We start from the raw sequence: 14,892 nt of genomic DNA on the forward strand, positions 1-14,892 counted from the left end.
TCGGAGTCTTGGGGAGAAAGATAATGAATATTCAACAGGCCATCGCCAAACTGGTGGGCGGCGAACACCTCACCCGCGCGGAAATGCGCGAGGCCATGGGCCAGATCATGCGCGGCGAGGCGGAGGACGCGCAGATAGGCGCGCTGCTGGTGGCACTGCGCATCCGCGGCGAAACCGTCGACGAGATCGCCGGCGCCGTGGAGGTGATGCGCGAGCTGGCGAAGAAGGTGGAGCTGGACCTGACCAATGCCGTCGATATCGTCGGCACCGGCGGCGACGGCGCCAACCTGTTCAATGTCTCCAGTGCCGCCAGCTTTGTCGCCGCCGCTGCCGGCGCGCGGGTGGCCAAGCACGGCAACCGCTCCGTGTCCTCCAGCAGCGGCGCCGCCGACCTGCTGGAGCAGGCGGGCATCTACCTCGAACTGACTCCTGAACAGATGGCCCGCTGCGTGGACACCGTCGGCGTGGGCTTTATGTTTGCCCCCAGCTACCACAGTGCCGTGCGCCATGTGGGCCCGGCGCGCAAGGCGCTGGGTATGCGCACCATCTTCAACCTGCTCGGCCCGCTGACCAACCCGGCGGGCGTCAAGCGCCAGGTGATCGGCGTCTACGACAAGTCCTATTGCCGTATGCTCGCGGAGGTGCTGCGGACCCTGGGGGCCGAGCACGTGCTGGTGCTGCACAGCGAGGACGGCCTGGACGAAGCCAGCCTGTCGGCGGACACCTTTGGGGTGGAGCTGAAAGGTGGCGAACTGCACGAGCGGGTGATTCGCCCGGAAGATTTCGGTATGGTGCGCCGCAGCCTGGAAGGTCTCTGTGTTTCCGGTGCCGGGGAGTCCCTGGCGCTGATCGGAGAGGCGCTGGGCAAATGCGAGAGCGAGGCCGCGCAGAAGGCCGCGGATATCATCGCCCTCAACGCCGGCCTGGCGATCTATGTGAGCGGTGTGGCGGACAGCCCGGAACAGGGCGTTGCCATGGCCCGGGACGCTATCCACAGCGGCCTGGCGGGAGAGAAGATCGCGGACCTGGCGGCCTTTACCAGCGCCTTCCGGCCGGAGGAAATACAGCCATGAGCGGAAATACAGCCATGAGCGGAAATACAGCCATGAGCGCAAATTACAGCCATGAGCGCAAAGGAGATACAGCCTTGAGTACGCCCACGATTTTAAAGACCATTGTCGAGCGCAAATGGGCGGAGGTGGCGCAACGCAAACAGCAGTGCCCGCTTGAGGAGATACAGGCTCGGGCGCTGGATCAGTCCCCGGCCCGGGGGTTTGTCACCGCGATCGAGAACAAACTGAAGGCGGGCGAGGCGGCGGTGATCGCGGAGATCAAGAAAGCCTCTCCAAGCAAGGGGGTGATCCGCGCGGACTTTATTCCCGCGGAGATCGCTACCAGCTACGAAAAGGGTGGAGCCGCCTGCCTGTCGGTGCTCACCGATGTGGATTTCTTCCAGGGCTCGGACGCCTACCTGCAGCAGGCCAGGGGGGCGGTGCGCCTGCCGGTGCTGCGCAAGGACTTTACCGTGGACCCCTACCAGGTCTACGAGGCCCGGGCCATCGGCGCCGACTGCATACTGCTGATCGCCGCCTGCCTGGAAGACGGGCAGATGCGCGATCTCAACGAACTGGCCCGGGAACTGGGGCTGGACGTGCTGGTGGAAGTGCACAATCGCGCGGAGCTGGAGCGCGCTCTGGCGCTGCCCAATCGTCTGATCGGCATCAACAACCGCAACCTGCACACTTTCGACGTGCAACTGGAAACCACCTTCAAACTGCTGGAGCTGATTCCTGACGACCGTATCGTGGTGACCGAGAGCGGCATCCACACCACCGACGACGTGGCGGCCATGCGCGGGCACGATGTAAATGTGTTTCTGGTGGGGGAAGCGTTTATGCGCGAGGCAGAGCCGGGGCGGAAGTTGATGGAGATGTTTAACTAGTGGACAGAAGCCAGAGATCAGAGATCAGAATCGCCAAATTCTGACCTCTGTTTTCTGTCATCTGGTACCGTAGACCACCATCGTCTTACCCTTCACCGAGACCAGCCCCTGCTCCTCGAGAGTCTTCAGCACCCGCCCGACCATCTCCCGCGAACAGCCCACGATACGGCCGATCTCCTGGCGGGTGATCTTGATTTGCATGCCCTCCGGATGGGTCATTGCATCCGGCTCGTTGCACAGGTCGAGCAGGGTGCGCGCCACGCGTCCGGTCACGTCCAGGAACGCCAAGTCGCCCACCTTGCGGGTGGTGTTGCGCAGGCGCAAGGCCATCTGGGTGGACAGTGCGAAAAGGAACTCGGGGTGTTGGCGGCTGAGCTCCTGGAACTTGCTGTAGGAAATCTCCGCCACCTCGCACTCGGTCTTGGTGCGCACCCAGGCGCTGCGGGTGTCCTGGTCGAACAGACCCATTTCGCCAAAGAAGTCACCGTCGTTCAGGTAGGCCACGATCATCTCGCGACCCTCGTCGTCCTCGATCAGCACGGTCACCGAGCCGCGCATAATAAAGTACAGTGATTCGCAGCGGTCGCCCGCGTAGATGATTGTGCTCTTGGCGGGGTAGCGGCGCCGGTGGCAGTGGGCAAGGAAATCTTCGATATTGCCGATAGCGATGTTCTCTTCGGTAGCAACCGTCACGGATTTACTCCTTATTTTTTCTTTGGCCTGTTCCCGGCTGTGAAAGGATTATGGCGCTAAATTCCCACTCCCAACAGAGCGGGCATTCGGGAAACTCCCGCAGTGTGACCTGCGGCACTTTTTAATGCCAACTGCCCTTATAGCGGCTGAACCGGGTGCTGGCAACCGTCACTTCCGCCCACTATACCGGAAATCGCCCAGGATGGGCCGGCGTGCTAAGCTCTGCGGCCCCAAAATTTGCAGGAGTACAGCGATGCAGGCCAGAGTAACCTGGGTGGATGATGTGACCTTTGTCGGCGAGGCCGGCAGCGGCAACTCGGTGGTGATGGAGGGGGGGCGCAAGAACAACGGCATACGTCCCATGGAGATGATACTGCTGGGGGTGGGTGGTTGCGCCTCTTACGATGTGGTCTCCATACTGAAGAAAGCCCGCCAGGATATTCAGTCCTGTCATTGCGAACTGGTGGGCGAGCGCCCCGATGCCACCCCGTCGCCCTTTACCCGTATCGAAATGGCGTTCGTGGTTTGCGGCCGCAACCTGAAGGAGACCCAGGTGGCGCGGGCGGTGGAGCTGTCGGCGGAGAAGTATTGCTCGGCGTCCATCATGCTCAGAAATGCCGGGGTGGAGATAGTGCACACTTACCGGGTGGAGGAGCTGTAGAACAGGTTTTCGGGTGGTTCTTCGGGGTAAGGTCGGGTTCCGGTGTGCCAGTAAGCGGGCTCCGGGCGGCCCTGCTGCCGGTAGCCGTTTGTTCAACAGCCTCATCGGCAATCGTTTCTCAAACGGCTCCCGGCATCAGAGCCTTCGCATCCAGGTTCGCTATTTCTTTCCGAGTCCCGCTCAGGCCCGATAGCTGGCCGAGGTCATCACCTTGGACACCAGCGTCATCAATCCCTTGAGCGGCGCCGGGAAGCGGGCGCCGCCCGCTTCCAGCGCGGCGTGGCCGTGCTTTTCCTCGTCCACCAGCATCTGCTCCACCACCGCGCGGCTCTTCCGGTCTCCCTCCGGCAGGCGGCTCAGGTGGTTCTGCAGATGGTCGCACACCCGTTCCTCGGTGGCGGCGACGAAGCCGAGGCTGACTCTGTCACTTATCTTGCCGGCGGTGGCGCCGAGCCCGAAGGAGAGGCCGTACCAGAGGGGGTTCAGCAGGCTGGGCCGGCTGTCCAGCTCGCGCAGCCGCTGTTCGCACCAGGCCAGGTGGTCAATCTCCTCGTCCGCGGCCCGCTCCATCTCGCCGCGCACTTCCGGCAGCCTGGCGGTCAGCGCCTGGCCCTGATAAAGCGCCTGGGCGCAGACTTCGCCGCTGTGGTTTACCCGCATCAGCCCGGCGGCGTGCCTGCGTTCCGCCTCCGTCAACTCCGCCTCCTCCTCGGCCCTGGCCGGCGACGGGCGCCCATGGGCCGGGGCGCCGGGGCTCAGGGTGCGCAGGGCGCGGTCCGCCTGTAGCAGCAGGCGATCGAGGCCGGTCAGTTTGCGTTCACTCATCTCTGCTCTTCCGCTGTTTGGTTTTATGTAGGAGCGGCTGGGCGGCCATCCGCTCCTACAAGGGGGATCTACTGCTCGCTGGCCACGGCGTCTTCCCGCTCTATGGCACGGTAGCCGATATCCTTGCGGTAGAAGACCCCGTCCCAGTAGATGCCGCGGGCGGCGGCATAGGCGTTGGCCTGGGCCTCGGCCACGGTATCCCCCAGGGCGGTGGCGCAGAGCACACGGCCGCCGCTGGTGACCACCCGCTCACCGTCCAGGGCAGTGCCGGCGTGGAAGACCTTGGCGTTTTCACCGTCGGCCCGCTCCAGGCCGCTAATGGCGTCGCCCCTGCGGTAGCTGCCGGGATAGCCGCCGGCCGCCAGCACCACGCCCAGGGCCGGGCGCGGGTCCCAGTCGGCAGTGACCTCGTTCAGGCGCCTGTCCAGCGCCGCCTGGCAGAGTCCCACCAGGTCGGATTTGAGGCGCATCATGATGGGCTGGGTCTCCGGGTCGCCGAAGCGGCAGTTGTACTCGATCACCTTGGGGGCGCCGTCCGCGTCGATCATCAGCCCGGCGTAGAGGAAGCCGGTATAGGGCATGCCCTCCTCAGCGAGGCCCCGGACCGTGGGTTCGATAACCTCTTTCATGATGCGCTGGCGCACGGCGTCGGTCACCACCGGCGCCGGGGAATAGGCGCCCATACCGCCGGTGTTGGGGCCGGTGTCGCGGTCGCCCACCCGCTTGTGGTCCTGGCTGGTGGCCATGGGTAGTATGTGCTCGCCGTCCACCATCACGATAAAACTGGCTTCCTCACCGGTGAGGAATTCCTCGATCACCACCCGGCAGCCGGCCTCGCCGAAGGCGTTGCCGGAGAGCATCTCGCGCACCGCCAGTTCCGCCTGCTTCCCGGTTTCGGCGACGATCACCCCCTTGCCCGCGGCCAGTCCGTCCGCCTTGACCACGATGGGGGCGCCCTGCTCGCGGATATATTCAATGGCCGGCTCTATCTCGGTAAAGTTGCGATAGGCGGCGGTGGGAATCCGGTGGCGTTCCAGGAAGTCCTTGGTGAAGGCCTTGGAGCCCTCCAGTTGCGCGGCGTCTTTGCCCGGGCCGAAGACGGCCAGGTTGCGGCTGTTAAAAAAGTCGACGATGCCGCCCACCAAAGGCGCCTCGGGACCGACGATGGTCAGCTCCACGCCCTTGTCCTCGGCGAACTCCGCCAGTGCAGAAAAGTTGTCCACGCCGATGGCGACGTTCTGCAGCTTGGGCTCGCGCGCAGTGCCGGCGTTGCCGGGCGCCACGAAGACGGTGTCGACGGCGGGATTTTGCGCCGCCTTCCAGGCCAGAGCGTGCTCGCGGCCGCCGGCGCCGATAATCAGTATGTTCATGTTCGTTCCCTGTGCGTGGCTTTGCAGTTGGGGGAGTTTAACAGACGGGTCCCGGGATGACGGTGCTTTGTAGGAGCGGGCCATGCCCGCGAACGGGGCCGGCTCCCCTCTCCGGGCTCCGATCACTTTCGAGTTTTGAGTCCCGAATAGCGGGCCTGCGGCCCGTGTGCGGAGCTGGAGCTCCGCGGTGACTCGCGCCATCCCTGGCGCTCGGCCTGCGGCCAGCTAAAGCTGTCCAAATCGGCAATCCTGCCGATTTGTCCCAGGGCTCTAGTGCCGGAAATGGCGCATACCGGTAAACACCATCGCCATATCGTGCTCGTCCGCGGCGGCGATCACTTCCTCGTCGCGCATGGAGCCGCCGGGCTGGATCACCGCGACAATACCTACTGCGGCGGCGTTGTCGATACCGTCGCGGAAGGGGAAGAAGGCGTCGGAGGCCATCACTGAGCCCTTCACTTCCAGGCCCGCGTGCTCCGCCTTGATCGCGGCGATGCGCGCGGAGTTGACCCTGCTCATCTGGCCGGCACCCACACCGATGGTGCGGCCGTCCTTACCGTAGACGATGGCGTTGGACTTGACGTACTTGGCGACTTTCCAGGTGAACAGCAGGTCGCGGATCTCCTCTTCGCTGGGCCGGCGTTTGCTGACTATCCTGAGGTCGGACTCGGCGACGAAACCATCGTCGCGGTCCTGGACCAGCAGGCCGCCGTTGACCCGCTTGTAGTCCAGCGCGGCTACCCGCTGCTCTCCAAGTTGGCCGCAGGCGCCCCCCCACTGGCCGCACGCCAGCAGGCGCACATTCTTCTTCTCCGCCACCGCGGCCCTAGCCTCTTCGCTGACCGAAGGTGCGATGATCACTTCGACGAACTGGCGCTCGACGATGGCTTTCGCGGTGGCGCCGTCCAGTTCGCGGTTGAAGGCGATAATGCCGCCAAACGCCGATTCATTGTCGGTGGCGTAGGCCAGTTCGTAGGCTTCGCCGATATTGGCGGCGATGGCCACGCCGCAGGGGTTGGCGTGCTTGACGATCACGCAGGCCGGCTCATTGAACGATTTCACGCACTCCAGCGCGGCGTCGGTATCGGCGATATTGTTGTAGGAGAGTTCCTTGCCCTGCAGCTGTGCGGCGGTGGCGATGCCGGCCTCCACCGGATTGGCCTCCGCATAGAAGGCGGAGCGCTGGTGTGGGTTCTCGCCGTAGCGCAGGTCCAGTTTCTTGATGAACTGGCTGTTGAAGGTGCGGGGGAAGGTCTGCCTGCCGCTGTCTTCGGTCGATCCCGTGATGGTACCCAGGTAATTGGCAATAGCGCCGTCGTAGCCGGCGGTGTGTTCGAAGGCTTTCACCGCCAGGTCGAAACGGCTGGCCTGGCTCAGGGCGCCGTTGTTCGAGCGCATCTCGGAGATGATGCCGTCGTAGTCGCCGGCATTGACCGCGATCGCCACGTCTTTGTGGTTCTTGGCCGCCGCGCGCACCATGGTGGGGCCGCCGATATCGATATTCTCGATGGCGTCCGCGAGAGTGCAGTCGGGTTTTGCGACTGTCTGTGCGAAGGGATAGAGGTTGACCACCACCATGTCTATGGGCCGGATGCCGTGCTCGTCCATGACCGCGTCGTCGGTGCCGCGGCGGCCGAGGATGCCGCCGTGTACCTTGGGGTGCAGGGTCTTGACGCGACCGTCCATCATCTCGGGAAAACCGGTGTAGTCGGAGACTTCGGTTACCGCAATACCGGCTTCCTGCAGTTGGCGGAAGGTGCCGCCGGTGGAGAGGATTTCCACGCCCATATCGGCCAGTTGGCGGGCAAAGTCGACGATTCCGGTCTTGTCCGACACGCTGACCAGCGCGCGGCGAATGGGTTTGGTCATGGGTTGGTGTTTCCTGTCAGATGAGTATTGGGTTGGAGTTTAGTGGTGGTCGGGGGCGGGGATGCGGGACCCGGGACCGCCGGGACCCGGCGTAAGCGAGTTCTCAGCCAGTTCAGAGTTTTCCGTTTCTTGCGGCGCCGTGCGCGGACACTGTCCCGGGCCCCGATCCCCTCCGAAAAGCAAAAGCCGCGCACTGCGCGGCTCTGTCATCTGGTCATCTGGCCTCTGTCCTCTGAACTACAGCAGCCCGTAGCGCTTCAGTTTCTTGCGCAGGGTGCCGCGGTTCAGGCCCAGCAGTTGGGCGGCGCGGGTCTGGTTGTGGCGGGTGTACTTCATCACCACTTCCAGCATCGGCGCCTCTATCTCGGACAGCACCATGTCGTAGACGTCGGTGACCATCTGCCCGTCCAGGTGGCGGAAATAGTTCTCCATCGCCTGCTCAACCGCGTCGCGCAGAGACTGTTGCTGCGGCTCCGCCAGCTGCGTCTGCCCCCCGCTGGATACCTCATCGCTGCCGGTATCCGGAATAAGTGCTTCGTTATTCATGCCGCTTGTGCCCCTCTCGTTATTCGGCGTTCAAACCAGGTCTGAACGCTGGCATGTTGTGCTTCTGCGCATTCCAGTTGGAAAAAGGTCTTGCGAAAGGACTCGCTCCCCGCGAGTGTCTTCAGGTACCAGCCCACATGCTTGCGGGCGATACGGACCCCCATCACTTCACCGTAGAAACGGTGCAATTCACCCAGGTGGGCGAGCAAAATATCCCTGACTTCTTCCAGTGAGGGCTCGGGCAGCCGCCCGCCGGTGGCGAGGTAGTGGGCTATCTCCCGAAATATCCATGGCCGTCCCTGTGCTGCACGGCCAATCATGACTGCAGCGGCACCGGTGTGGTCGAGCACCTCGCGGGCCCGCTCCGCACCGGTGATGTCGCCGTTGGCGAAAACCGGAATTCCAACCCTGGATACAATCTCGGCAATGGTATCGAATTCGGCCTGACCGTGGTAGCCGCAGGCGCGGGTGCGCCCGTGTACCGCGAGGGCCGAGATACCGATATCCTCGGCCATTCTGGCCACGGTGACCCCATTGCGCGAGTCGGTGCACCAGCCGGTGCGGATCTTCAGGGTCACTGGTACCGAGACGGACCGGACCACGGCTTCCAGAATATCCGCCACCAGTTTTTCGTCTCGCAGCAGGGCCGATCCCGCCGCTTTTTTGCACACCTTCTTGGCCGGGCAGCCCATATTGATGTCGATGATCTGGGCGCCACGGCGCACGTTCTCCCGGGCCGCCTCCGCCATCATCCGCGGGTCGCCGCCGGCGATCTGCACCGAGACCGGCGCCGCTTCGCCGCGGTGGTCCAGGCGCAGGCGGGATTTGCGGCTGTTCCACAGGCGGGTATCCGCGGTGACCATCTCCGATACTACCAGCCCCGCTCCCAGGCGTCGGCACAGTTGCCGGAAGGGGCGGTCGGTCACCCCGGCCATGGGCGCCAGGATTACCGGCGTGCCGATAACGTGGGGGCCTATGGCGATATCGCTGGGCAAACCTTGCTCCGCTCGGGTGTCAGGTGTCAAAGGGGAGCCATCAGCCCCGATAAACGGGGCTTTCGGCCCCGGAACAAAGAGCCGCCTATGATAGCCGTTGCCCCGGTATTGGAAAAGCGAAAAAGCGCGCAAATTGGTCGCAAACTGCACGTTTAGCTTGAGGTTTGCGCAGTTTTTGTTGTTTTAGGCGCCGGTCATAGGTCCGTGAAGAGATTCAGGGGGCGATATGCAACTCGTAGTTCACCGCCTCGCTGCCCGGGTCGACGATCTCGATGGCGATATGTACCGGGCTTCCCGGCGGCATCAGTTTGCGGCCGGCCAGTTCGCCCTGCAGGTACTCCCGGGGGGTGAAGCGGCGGCTGGCCACCGGCCTGTTCTTGAGGTCGGTGAAGGAGAGCAGCAGGCCGGGGAAGGGCTGCGCGAAGGGCGCCGTGTTGAGCAGCACCGCGTCCACCACCAGTGCCCCCTGGGTCTGGGGGTGGCTGCGCACCACCAGGTTGGAGGTGCGAATCGCGGGCGGGTCCACCAGCGCCGGTAACTGGCAGCCGAGGAGGGGGCAGGCTGCGGCGTAGAGGCCGCGCCAGGGCTCCTGCCTGCTCAGGCTGTCGAAGCGAAAATAGGCCAGTTGGGCGGCGAGGGCGGTGCACAGCAGCAGGGCCAGCAACGTCCAGGCCCAGTTGGGAAGGCGGCGGTCGCGAGCCGGCCTCCAGCTGACTTCCAGGGGCGCCGGTTCGATGCCGGAGATCAGCCGCTCGCGCTCGCGCTCGCGTTCGGGAGTCGCGGAGAAGTCCGGGGTTTCGCTGTTGCGCGCGGTTTTCGCCCCCTGCCTGGGCCGCTGTGGGCGCCGGGGAGGCCCGTCTGTGGGAAGGCCTTCATCCCAGCGGGAGGAGAATGTGGGCTCGCGCCTTTGCGGTGGCTTGGGGGATTCATCGGCCCAGGGATCTTCCCTCAGGCCCGTTGTCAGCGGGTCGTTGTAATCGTCTTCATCTTCATCTTCATCGGCATCGGGCTCCGCGCCGCCGGATTCCAGTTCCTGCCACTGGCTGTCGCCGAAGGCTTCGTCGATCAGGGGGCTGTCCCGCTTTTCTTCCCGTTTCACTTCGGGCTCCGGCCTGTTCGCGGGTACGGTGGGCGGCTCCCCCTCGCCGTCCAGGTTGATATCGTCGTGAATCAGGAAGTCGTCGTCTTCCAGCAGTGCCTCCAGGTCCCGACCCGCGCCGGGATTGCTCTCGGTGAAAACGATGTTCTCGTCGGCGCGGAAAACCTGCAGGCAGGAACCGCAGCGCACGGCGCCGCGGGCGGCGCGCAGCTGCTGTTCGTTGACATGGAAAGAGGTGCTGCAGTGGGGGCAGCGGGTAACCAGTTGCGACATTCGATTTCGGCAGTTTTTATTCGGCCGCCAAGTTTAGGCGGCCATCGATACCTTGGGCAAGGGCGGGCTTGCGGGGTGAGTGGGTGCTAGCACACACGGGTGCCGCTGAGGCGCACCCATTCCTCGCGCTGCCCGTCCTCGTCGAAGTCCACCCACTGGCGGTAGGCGGCTTTCACCGCTTCCGCCTGGGTGGCGAGCACACCGGACAGGCACAGGCGACCGCCGGTCCTGGTCAGTTCCACCAGTTGTGGCGCCAATTCCACCAGGGGGCCGGCGAGAATGTTGGCCAGCAGGATATCCGCCGGCTCCCGCGGCAGCTGGTCCGGCAGGTAGACCGGGAAGCGCTCCGGGTCTATGCCGTTGCGCTCGGCGTTGTCGCGGCTGGCGAGCAGCGCCTGGGGATCGATATCGGTGCCCATGGCGCGCTCCGCGCCCAGCAGCAGCGCGGCGATGCCGAGGATGCCGGAGCCGCAGCCGAAATCGATCGCGGCCTTCCCCGCCAGCGGCTCGGCGGCCAACCACTGCAGGCACAGGAAGGTGGTGGGGTGGGTGCCGGTGCCGAAGGCCAGGCCCGGGTCCAGCAGCAGGTTGACCGCCTCGGGCTGCGGCGGTTCGCACCAACTGGGGCAAATCCACAGGTTGTCGGCGCATTGGATGGGCTTGTAATGGCTCATCCACTCCCGCTCCCAGTCCTTGTCTTCCAACTGCTCCCAGCGGGCATTGGGCAGCGGTTCGCACAGGAAGGAGGCGGCTTTGGCCTCGGTGACCGCGGTGTCCACGGCGGCATCGAACAGGCCGGTGACGCGGGTCTGGTCCCACAGCGGGGTTTCTCCCAGAGCGGGTTCCAGCAGCGGCTGGTCGGCGTTGTCCTGCAAGGTGACGGAGACGGCGCCGGCAAACAGCAGCGCGTCCTCGATTTTTTCAGCGTGTTCGCGATCAGTGTCTACGCGGAGTTGTAGCCAGGGCATGGAGTGTCAGTTATCAGTGAACAGTTATCAGTGAACCGTGTAGGAGCGGCCGCCCCTACACGGGCGCGGTCAATTCAGCAGGCCGCGAATCCTCTCGGTCACCTGGCCCAGCTCCCGCCGCGGCAGATCGGCGGCGTCGCGGTAGCCGAACAGCAGGGCGTCGATCAGCTCCGGGTGCAGGTGGGCATTGTCCTTGGCGCAGCGCAGGAAGTGCAGCCAGTTGCGGCGGCGCGCCCAGCGCGACAGGGACCAGGGGAGCAGGCGCATGTCCAGCAGGTCGATCAGGCCGATGTGCAGGCCGTCGACCACGATATTGCCGGGGTGTACCGAGCGAAAAAGAACGCCCTGGCGGTGCAGGCGGGCAATGAACACGCCCACCCGATACATCAACTGGCGGTCGGCGCGGCCCTCTGCCAGCAGTTCGCGCAGGGTGTGGCCGGGCAGTGGTTGGTAGATGGCCACCGTGTGGGGCTCGCCGGTGATTCGGTGCAGACTCAGCACTTCCAGTGTGGGAATGCCCAGGCGATGCAGGCTGTGCGCGTGGCGCGCGAAGCGCAGCGCTGCGGGGGCCAGCAGCTCGCGATTGAACCAGCGCTTGCGCCGGAAGTACTTGAGGTAGCACCCGTCCGCCAGTCGCAGCACCTTAATGCCGAACCTGTCCCGCTCCAGGACCTCGGCGTGGCGGGACAGCTCTTCCAGCTGCGCGCGGCCGAGGGGGTGAATTTCCATGATAGTAACTCTCCTTGAAATCGTATTCAGCGATCGCGCGGCCAGCGGGGCAGTATGGCGCCGGTGCGTTCCATATAGTCCAGGTAGTGGTGCCCGTGGCGCTCGAGCAGGCGTTGTTCCTCCAGTGGCACCCGGAGCAGGTAGACGGCGACAAAGGTGAGTGCCGCGGCCGGGCCCGCAAGCCAATTCTGCAGCAGCAGCAGTTGGGCGAGGGTCCAGAGCAGCATGGCCGCATAGTGAGGGTGGCGCAGGTGGCGATAGATGCCGCGGTCCACCAGCGTGTCGTCCCGGTTGCGGCAGAAGCGCAGCCAGTCGGTTTCGGCACGCCAGAAGAGCCAGACCGCCGCGCTGCCGAGGCCGAGGCCGATCCAGGCCACTTCGTCGAGAAACACCAGGTCGGCGAACTCGAACCAGGGCACGAACAGGTCCAGCAGCGGGATCAGTACCATGGTTACCGCCACCAGCACCAGCAGTGCCACCTTTTCAAGGTCCGGAGCGGCTCCCCGCCGGGAGGCGTAGCGCCGCCGACGGCGAACCCCCAGCCAGTGCAGTTGCAGGCTGGCCAGGGCGATCAGTACCAAGATCAGTTCGGCAGAGTCTTCGGTCATAGACCTAGCTTCTTCTCCAGGTAGTGAATATTCACCCCGCCCTCGGCGAAGGCGCTGTCGCGCACCAGGTCTTCCTGCAGCGGAATATTGGTCTTGATGCCGTCGACGATCAGTTCCGACAGGGCCATGCGCATGCGCGCCAGCGCCGTCCCGCGGTCTTCGCCGTGGGTGATGACCTTGGCGATCATGGAGTCGTAGTTGGCGGGCACCGTGTAGCCGGAGTAGAGGTGCGAGTCGACGCGCACGCCCAGGCCGCCGGGGGTGTGGAAGTTGCTCACCTTGCCGGGGCAGGGGAAGAAGGTCTTGGGGTCTTCGGCGTTGATGCGGCACTCGAAGGCGTGGCCGCGGATCTGGATATCCTCCTGCCGCAGCGACAGCTTCTCGCCGGCGCAAACGCGGATCTGCTCCTTGATCAGGTCCACGCCGGTGACCATCTCGGTGACCGGGTGCTCCACCTGGATGCGGGTGTTCATCTCGATAAAGAAAAAACGCTCATCCTCATAGAGGAACTCGAAGGTGCCGGCACCGCGGTAGCCGATGTCGATACAGGCCTGTACGCAGGACTGCTGCACCTGCGCGCGCACTTCGTCGGGAATGCCCGGCGCGGGGGCCTCCTCCAGCACTTTCTGGTGGCGTCGCTGCAGTGAACAGTCGCGATCGCCCAGGTGCACGGCGTTGCCCTGGCCGTCGGACATCACCTGGATTTCCACATGACGCGGGTTCTGCAGGAATTTCTCCATGTATACGGTGCCGTCGCCGAAGGCCGCCTGGGCCTCGGACCGGGTCACCGAGATGGCGTTGAGCAGCGCCGCTTCGGTGTGCACCACGCGCATGCCGCGCCCGCCGCCGCCAGCGGCGGCCTTGATAATCACCGGGTAGCCGATGTTGCGCGCTACCTCCAGGCATCGCTCGCCGTTGGCGGGGAGCGGGCCGTCGGAACCGGGCACCGTGGGCACGCCGGCTTTTTTCATTGCGGCGATGGCGGAGACCTTGTCGCCCATCAGGCGGATCACGTCCGGGTCCGGGCCGATAAAGGTGAAGCCGCTCTTCTGCACCTGTTCGGCGAAGTCGGCGTTCTCCGCCAGGAAGCCGTAGCCCGGGTGCACCGCCACCGCGTCGGTGATCTCCATCGCGGAGACAATCGCGGGGATGTTCAGGTAGCTCTGGGGCGAGGGGTTGGGGCCGATGCACACCGCCTCGTCCGCCAGGCGCACATGCTTCAGGTCGCGATCCACCTGGGAGTGCACCGCCACGGTGGAGATACCCATTTCCTTGCAGGCGCGCAGTATGCGCAGCGCGATTTCGCCCCGGTTGGCGATCAGTACTTTGTCAAACATGCTGTTTCACCCCGCTCAGACGATGGTCACGAGCGGCTGGTCGAACTCCACCGGCTGGCCGTCCTCCACCAGAACGGCCTCGATGGTACCGGCCTTGTCTGCCTCTATCTGGTTCATCATTTTCATCGCCTCGACGATGCAGATCACGTCGCCGACCTTGACCTGCTGGCCCTCCTTGACGAAGGGCTCGGCGCCGGGGCTGGGGGAGCCGTAGAAGGTGCCCACCATGGGGGATTTGACCTGGTGGCCGCTCGGCGCGGGCACGCTTTCCGGTTCCGCCGCCGCGGGTGCCGGTGCGGGAGCCGCGGCGGCCGCGGGGGGCGGCGCTATCGGAGCGGCAGCTACCGGCGCCGCCAGGTGGGCGGAGCCGCGGCTGATACGCACGGATTCTTCGCCTTCCTTGATCTCCAGCTCGCCAATATCCGATTCCTCGAGCAGTTCAATCAGTTTTTTTATCTTGCGGATATCCATAGTCTCTCTCGCAGTTCTGGTTGAATACCGTTAGTTATTGGGGTTGTTCAAAGTGTTGTATGGCCGCCTGGATTGCGAGGGTGTAGCTGAGCGCGCCGAAGCCGCATACCACCCCCCGGGCCAGGTCGGAAAAATAGGAGTGGCGGCGGAATTCCTCCCGCGCGTGGGGGTTGGACAGGTGCACCTCGACAAAGGGGATGCCCACCGCCGCCAGTGCGTCGCGCAGTGCCACGCTGGTGTGGGTGAAGGCGGCGGGATTGATCACGATAAAGTCCACCTTCCCGGCGGCCGCCTGGATTCGCCCGATCAGTTCCGCTTCACTGTTGCTCTGCAGGGTTTCCAACTGGTGGCCGGCGGCGGTGCACCGGGCGCGGGCGTCGCTGTCGATCTGTGCCAGGGTGGTGGCACCGTAGATCTGCGGCTCGCGGGTGCCGAGCAGGTTGAGATTGGGGCCGTGCAGCAGAAGGATATTTGCCATAGGTTGCCCTGCAGAAAAAGCGCGAAAG

At 64.7% G+C, this 14,892-nt stretch carries 16 protein-coding genes; 3 read left to right on the plus strand and 13 right to left on the minus strand.

All coding sequences use genetic code 11. The features are described 5' to 3' along the window. The first annotated feature begins 23 nt into the window (after positions 1–23). Together trpD and trpC are read left to right on the plus strand one after the other, a co-directional pair. A complete protein-coding gene (gene trpD / locus ACRC0P_RS08340) occupies positions 24–1,073 on the plus strand; it encodes an anthranilate phosphoribosyltransferase (protein WP_438629797.1) in 1,050 nt (349 codons plus the stop codon). A 32-nt stretch (positions 1,074–1,105) separates the two neighbouring features. Then, positions 1,106–1,942, plus strand: coding sequence for an indole-3-glycerol phosphate synthase TrpC (gene trpC, locus ACRC0P_RS08345; protein WP_438629867.1), 837 nt, complete (start codon positions 1,106–1,108; stop codon positions 1,940–1,942). Positions 1,943–1,999: 57 nt separating this feature from the next. Here the strand turns inward: trpC and crp are convergent, their stop codons facing one another. Continuing rightward, positions 2,000–2,635, minus strand: a complete 636-nt coding sequence (gene crp / locus ACRC0P_RS08350; RefSeq protein ID WP_438629799.1) for a cAMP-activated global transcriptional regulator CRP — start codon at positions 2,633–2,635, stop codon at positions 2,000–2,002. A gap of 253 nt (positions 2,636–2,888) precedes the next feature. Here crp and ACRC0P_RS08355 point away from each other — a divergent pair, with 253 nt between their 5' ends. Beyond that, positions 2,889–3,296 (plus strand): OsmC family protein, encoded by a 408-nt coding sequence (locus ACRC0P_RS08355; RefSeq protein WP_438629801.1) that lies wholly within the window; start codon positions 2,889–2,891, stop codon positions 3,294–3,296. A gap of 180 nt (positions 3,297–3,476) precedes the next feature. On the opposite strand, the gene coq7 is transcribed toward ACRC0P_RS08355, so the two are convergent. The 12 genes from coq7 to aroQ all read right to left on the minus strand — a co-directional run bounded on the left by coq7 (position 3,477) and on the right by aroQ (position 14,864). Then, positions 3,477–4,121 (minus strand): 2-polyprenyl-3-methyl-6-methoxy-1,4-benzoquinone monooxygenase, encoded by a 645-nt coding sequence (gene coq7 / locus ACRC0P_RS08360; protein ID WP_438629803.1) that lies wholly within the window; start codon positions 4,119–4,121, stop codon positions 3,477–3,479. 68 nt (positions 4,122–4,189) lie between these two features. Beyond that, complete coding sequence (gene purD, locus ACRC0P_RS08365) at positions 4,190–5,491, minus strand: phosphoribosylamine--glycine ligase (RefSeq protein WP_438629805.1); 1,302 nt, start codon at positions 5,489–5,491, stop codon at positions 4,190–4,192. 270 nt (positions 5,492–5,761) lie between these two features. Further along, complete coding sequence (gene purH, locus ACRC0P_RS08370; protein ID WP_438629807.1) at positions 5,762–7,360, minus strand: bifunctional phosphoribosylaminoimidazolecarboxamide formyltransferase/IMP cyclohydrolase; 1,599 nt, start codon at positions 7,358–7,360, stop codon at positions 5,762–5,764. Positions 7,361–7,597: 237 nt separating this feature from the next. Beyond that, on the minus strand, positions 7,598–7,906 hold the full coding sequence (gene fis / locus ACRC0P_RS08375; RefSeq protein WP_183461245.1) for a DNA-binding transcriptional regulator Fis: 309 nt from the start codon (positions 7,904–7,906) through the stop codon (positions 7,598–7,600). Further along, complete coding sequence (gene dusB, locus ACRC0P_RS08380) at positions 7,903–8,901, minus strand: tRNA dihydrouridine synthase DusB (RefSeq protein ID WP_438629810.1); 999 nt, start codon at positions 8,899–8,901, stop codon at positions 7,903–7,905. The genes fis and dusB overlap by 4 nt, the downstream gene beginning before the upstream one ends. A gap of 214 nt (positions 8,902–9,115) precedes the next feature. Beyond that, a complete protein-coding gene (locus ACRC0P_RS08385) occupies positions 9,116–10,273 on the minus strand; it encodes a DUF3426 domain-containing protein (protein WP_438629812.1) in 1,158 nt (385 codons plus the stop codon). Between the two features lie 86 nt (positions 10,274–10,359). Further along, on the minus strand, positions 10,360–11,241 hold the full coding sequence (gene prmA, locus ACRC0P_RS08390; RefSeq protein ID WP_438629814.1) for a 50S ribosomal protein L11 methyltransferase: 882 nt from the start codon (positions 11,239–11,241) through the stop codon (positions 10,360–10,362). A 69-nt stretch (positions 11,242–11,310) separates the two neighbouring features. Continuing rightward, the gene (locus tag ACRC0P_RS08395; RefSeq protein ID WP_438629816.1) at positions 11,311–11,970 is read right to left on the minus strand and encodes a hypothetical protein; all 660 of its coding nucleotides are present in this window, start codon (positions 11,968–11,970) and stop codon (positions 11,311–11,313) included. A 26-nt stretch (positions 11,971–11,996) separates the two neighbouring features. Continuing rightward, complete coding sequence (locus tag ACRC0P_RS08400) at positions 11,997–12,578, minus strand: isoprenylcysteine carboxylmethyltransferase family protein (protein ID WP_438629818.1); 582 nt, start codon at positions 12,576–12,578, stop codon at positions 11,997–11,999. After that, positions 12,575–13,915: an acetyl-CoA carboxylase biotin carboxylase subunit gene (gene accC, locus ACRC0P_RS08405; protein ID WP_438629820.1), complete on the minus strand. Its 1,341-nt coding sequence runs from the start codon at positions 13,913–13,915 to the stop codon at positions 12,575–12,577. Before accC ends, ACRC0P_RS08400 begins: the two co-directional genes overlap by 4 nt. A gap of 15 nt (positions 13,916–13,930) precedes the next feature. Further along, positions 13,931–14,386 (minus strand): acetyl-CoA carboxylase biotin carboxyl carrier protein, encoded by a 456-nt coding sequence (gene accB / locus ACRC0P_RS08410; RefSeq protein ID WP_438629822.1) that lies wholly within the window; start codon positions 14,384–14,386, stop codon positions 13,931–13,933. Between the two features lie 34 nt (positions 14,387–14,420). Then, on the minus strand, positions 14,421–14,864 hold the full coding sequence (gene aroQ / locus ACRC0P_RS08415) for a type II 3-dehydroquinate dehydratase (protein ID WP_438629824.1): 444 nt from the start codon (positions 14,862–14,864) through the stop codon (positions 14,421–14,423). Positions 14,865–14,892: the final 28 nt, after the last annotated feature.

Origin of the sequence: Microbulbifer sp. (assembly GCF_051659245.1) — a bacterium.
Lineage (GTDB): Bacteria > Pseudomonadota > Gammaproteobacteria > Pseudomonadales > Cellvibrionaceae > Microbulbifer.

Excerpts from the sequence above, each read along its gene's own strand:
- purD (WP_438629805.1), bottom strand. The coding sequence starts at position 5,491 with ATGAACATACTGATTATCGGCGCCGGCGGCCGCGAGCACGCTCTGGCC.
- prmA (WP_438629814.1), bottom strand. The coding sequence starts at position 11,241 with ATGCCCTGGCTACAACTCCGCGTAGACACTGATCGCGAACACGCTGAA.
- aroQ (WP_438629824.1), bottom strand. The coding sequence starts at position 14,864 with ATGGCAAATATCCTTCTGCTGCACGGCCCCAATCTCAACCTGCTCGGC.
- ACRC0P_RS08395 (WP_438629816.1), bottom strand. The coding sequence starts at position 11,970 with ATGGAAATTCACCCCCTCGGCCGCGCGCAGCTGGAAGAGCTGTCCCGC.
- coq7 (WP_438629803.1), bottom strand. The coding sequence starts at position 4,121 with ATGAGTGAACGCAAACTGACCGGCCTCGATCGCCTGCTGCTACAGGCG.
- fis (WP_183461245.1), bottom strand. The coding sequence starts at position 7,906 with ATGAATAACGAAGCACTTATTCCGGATACCGGCAGCGATGAGGTATCC.
- ACRC0P_RS08400 (WP_438629818.1), bottom strand. The coding sequence starts at position 12,578 with ATGACCGAAGACTCTGCCGAACTGATCTTGGTACTGATCGCCCTGGCC.
- ACRC0P_RS08385 (WP_438629812.1), bottom strand. The coding sequence starts at position 10,273 with ATGTCGCAACTGGTTACCCGCTGCCCCCACTGCAGCACCTCTTTCCAT.
- trpD (WP_438629797.1), top strand. The coding sequence starts at position 24 with ATGAATATTCAACAGGCCATCGCCAAACTGGTGGGCGGCGAACACCTC.
- trpC (WP_438629867.1), top strand. The coding sequence starts at position 1,106 with ATGAGCGCAAATTACAGCCATGAGCGCAAAGGAGATACAGCCTTGAGT.
- ACRC0P_RS08355 (WP_438629801.1), top strand. The coding sequence starts at position 2,889 with ATGCAGGCCAGAGTAACCTGGGTGGATGATGTGACCTTTGTCGGCGAG.
- purH (WP_438629807.1), bottom strand. The coding sequence starts at position 7,360 with ATGACCAAACCCATTCGCCGCGCGCTGGTCAGCGTGTCGGACAAGACC.
- accB (WP_438629822.1), bottom strand. The coding sequence starts at position 14,386 with ATGGATATCCGCAAGATAAAAAAACTGATTGAACTGCTCGAGGAATCG.
- accC (WP_438629820.1), bottom strand. The coding sequence starts at position 13,915 with ATGTTTGACAAAGTACTGATCGCCAACCGGGGCGAAATCGCGCTGCGC.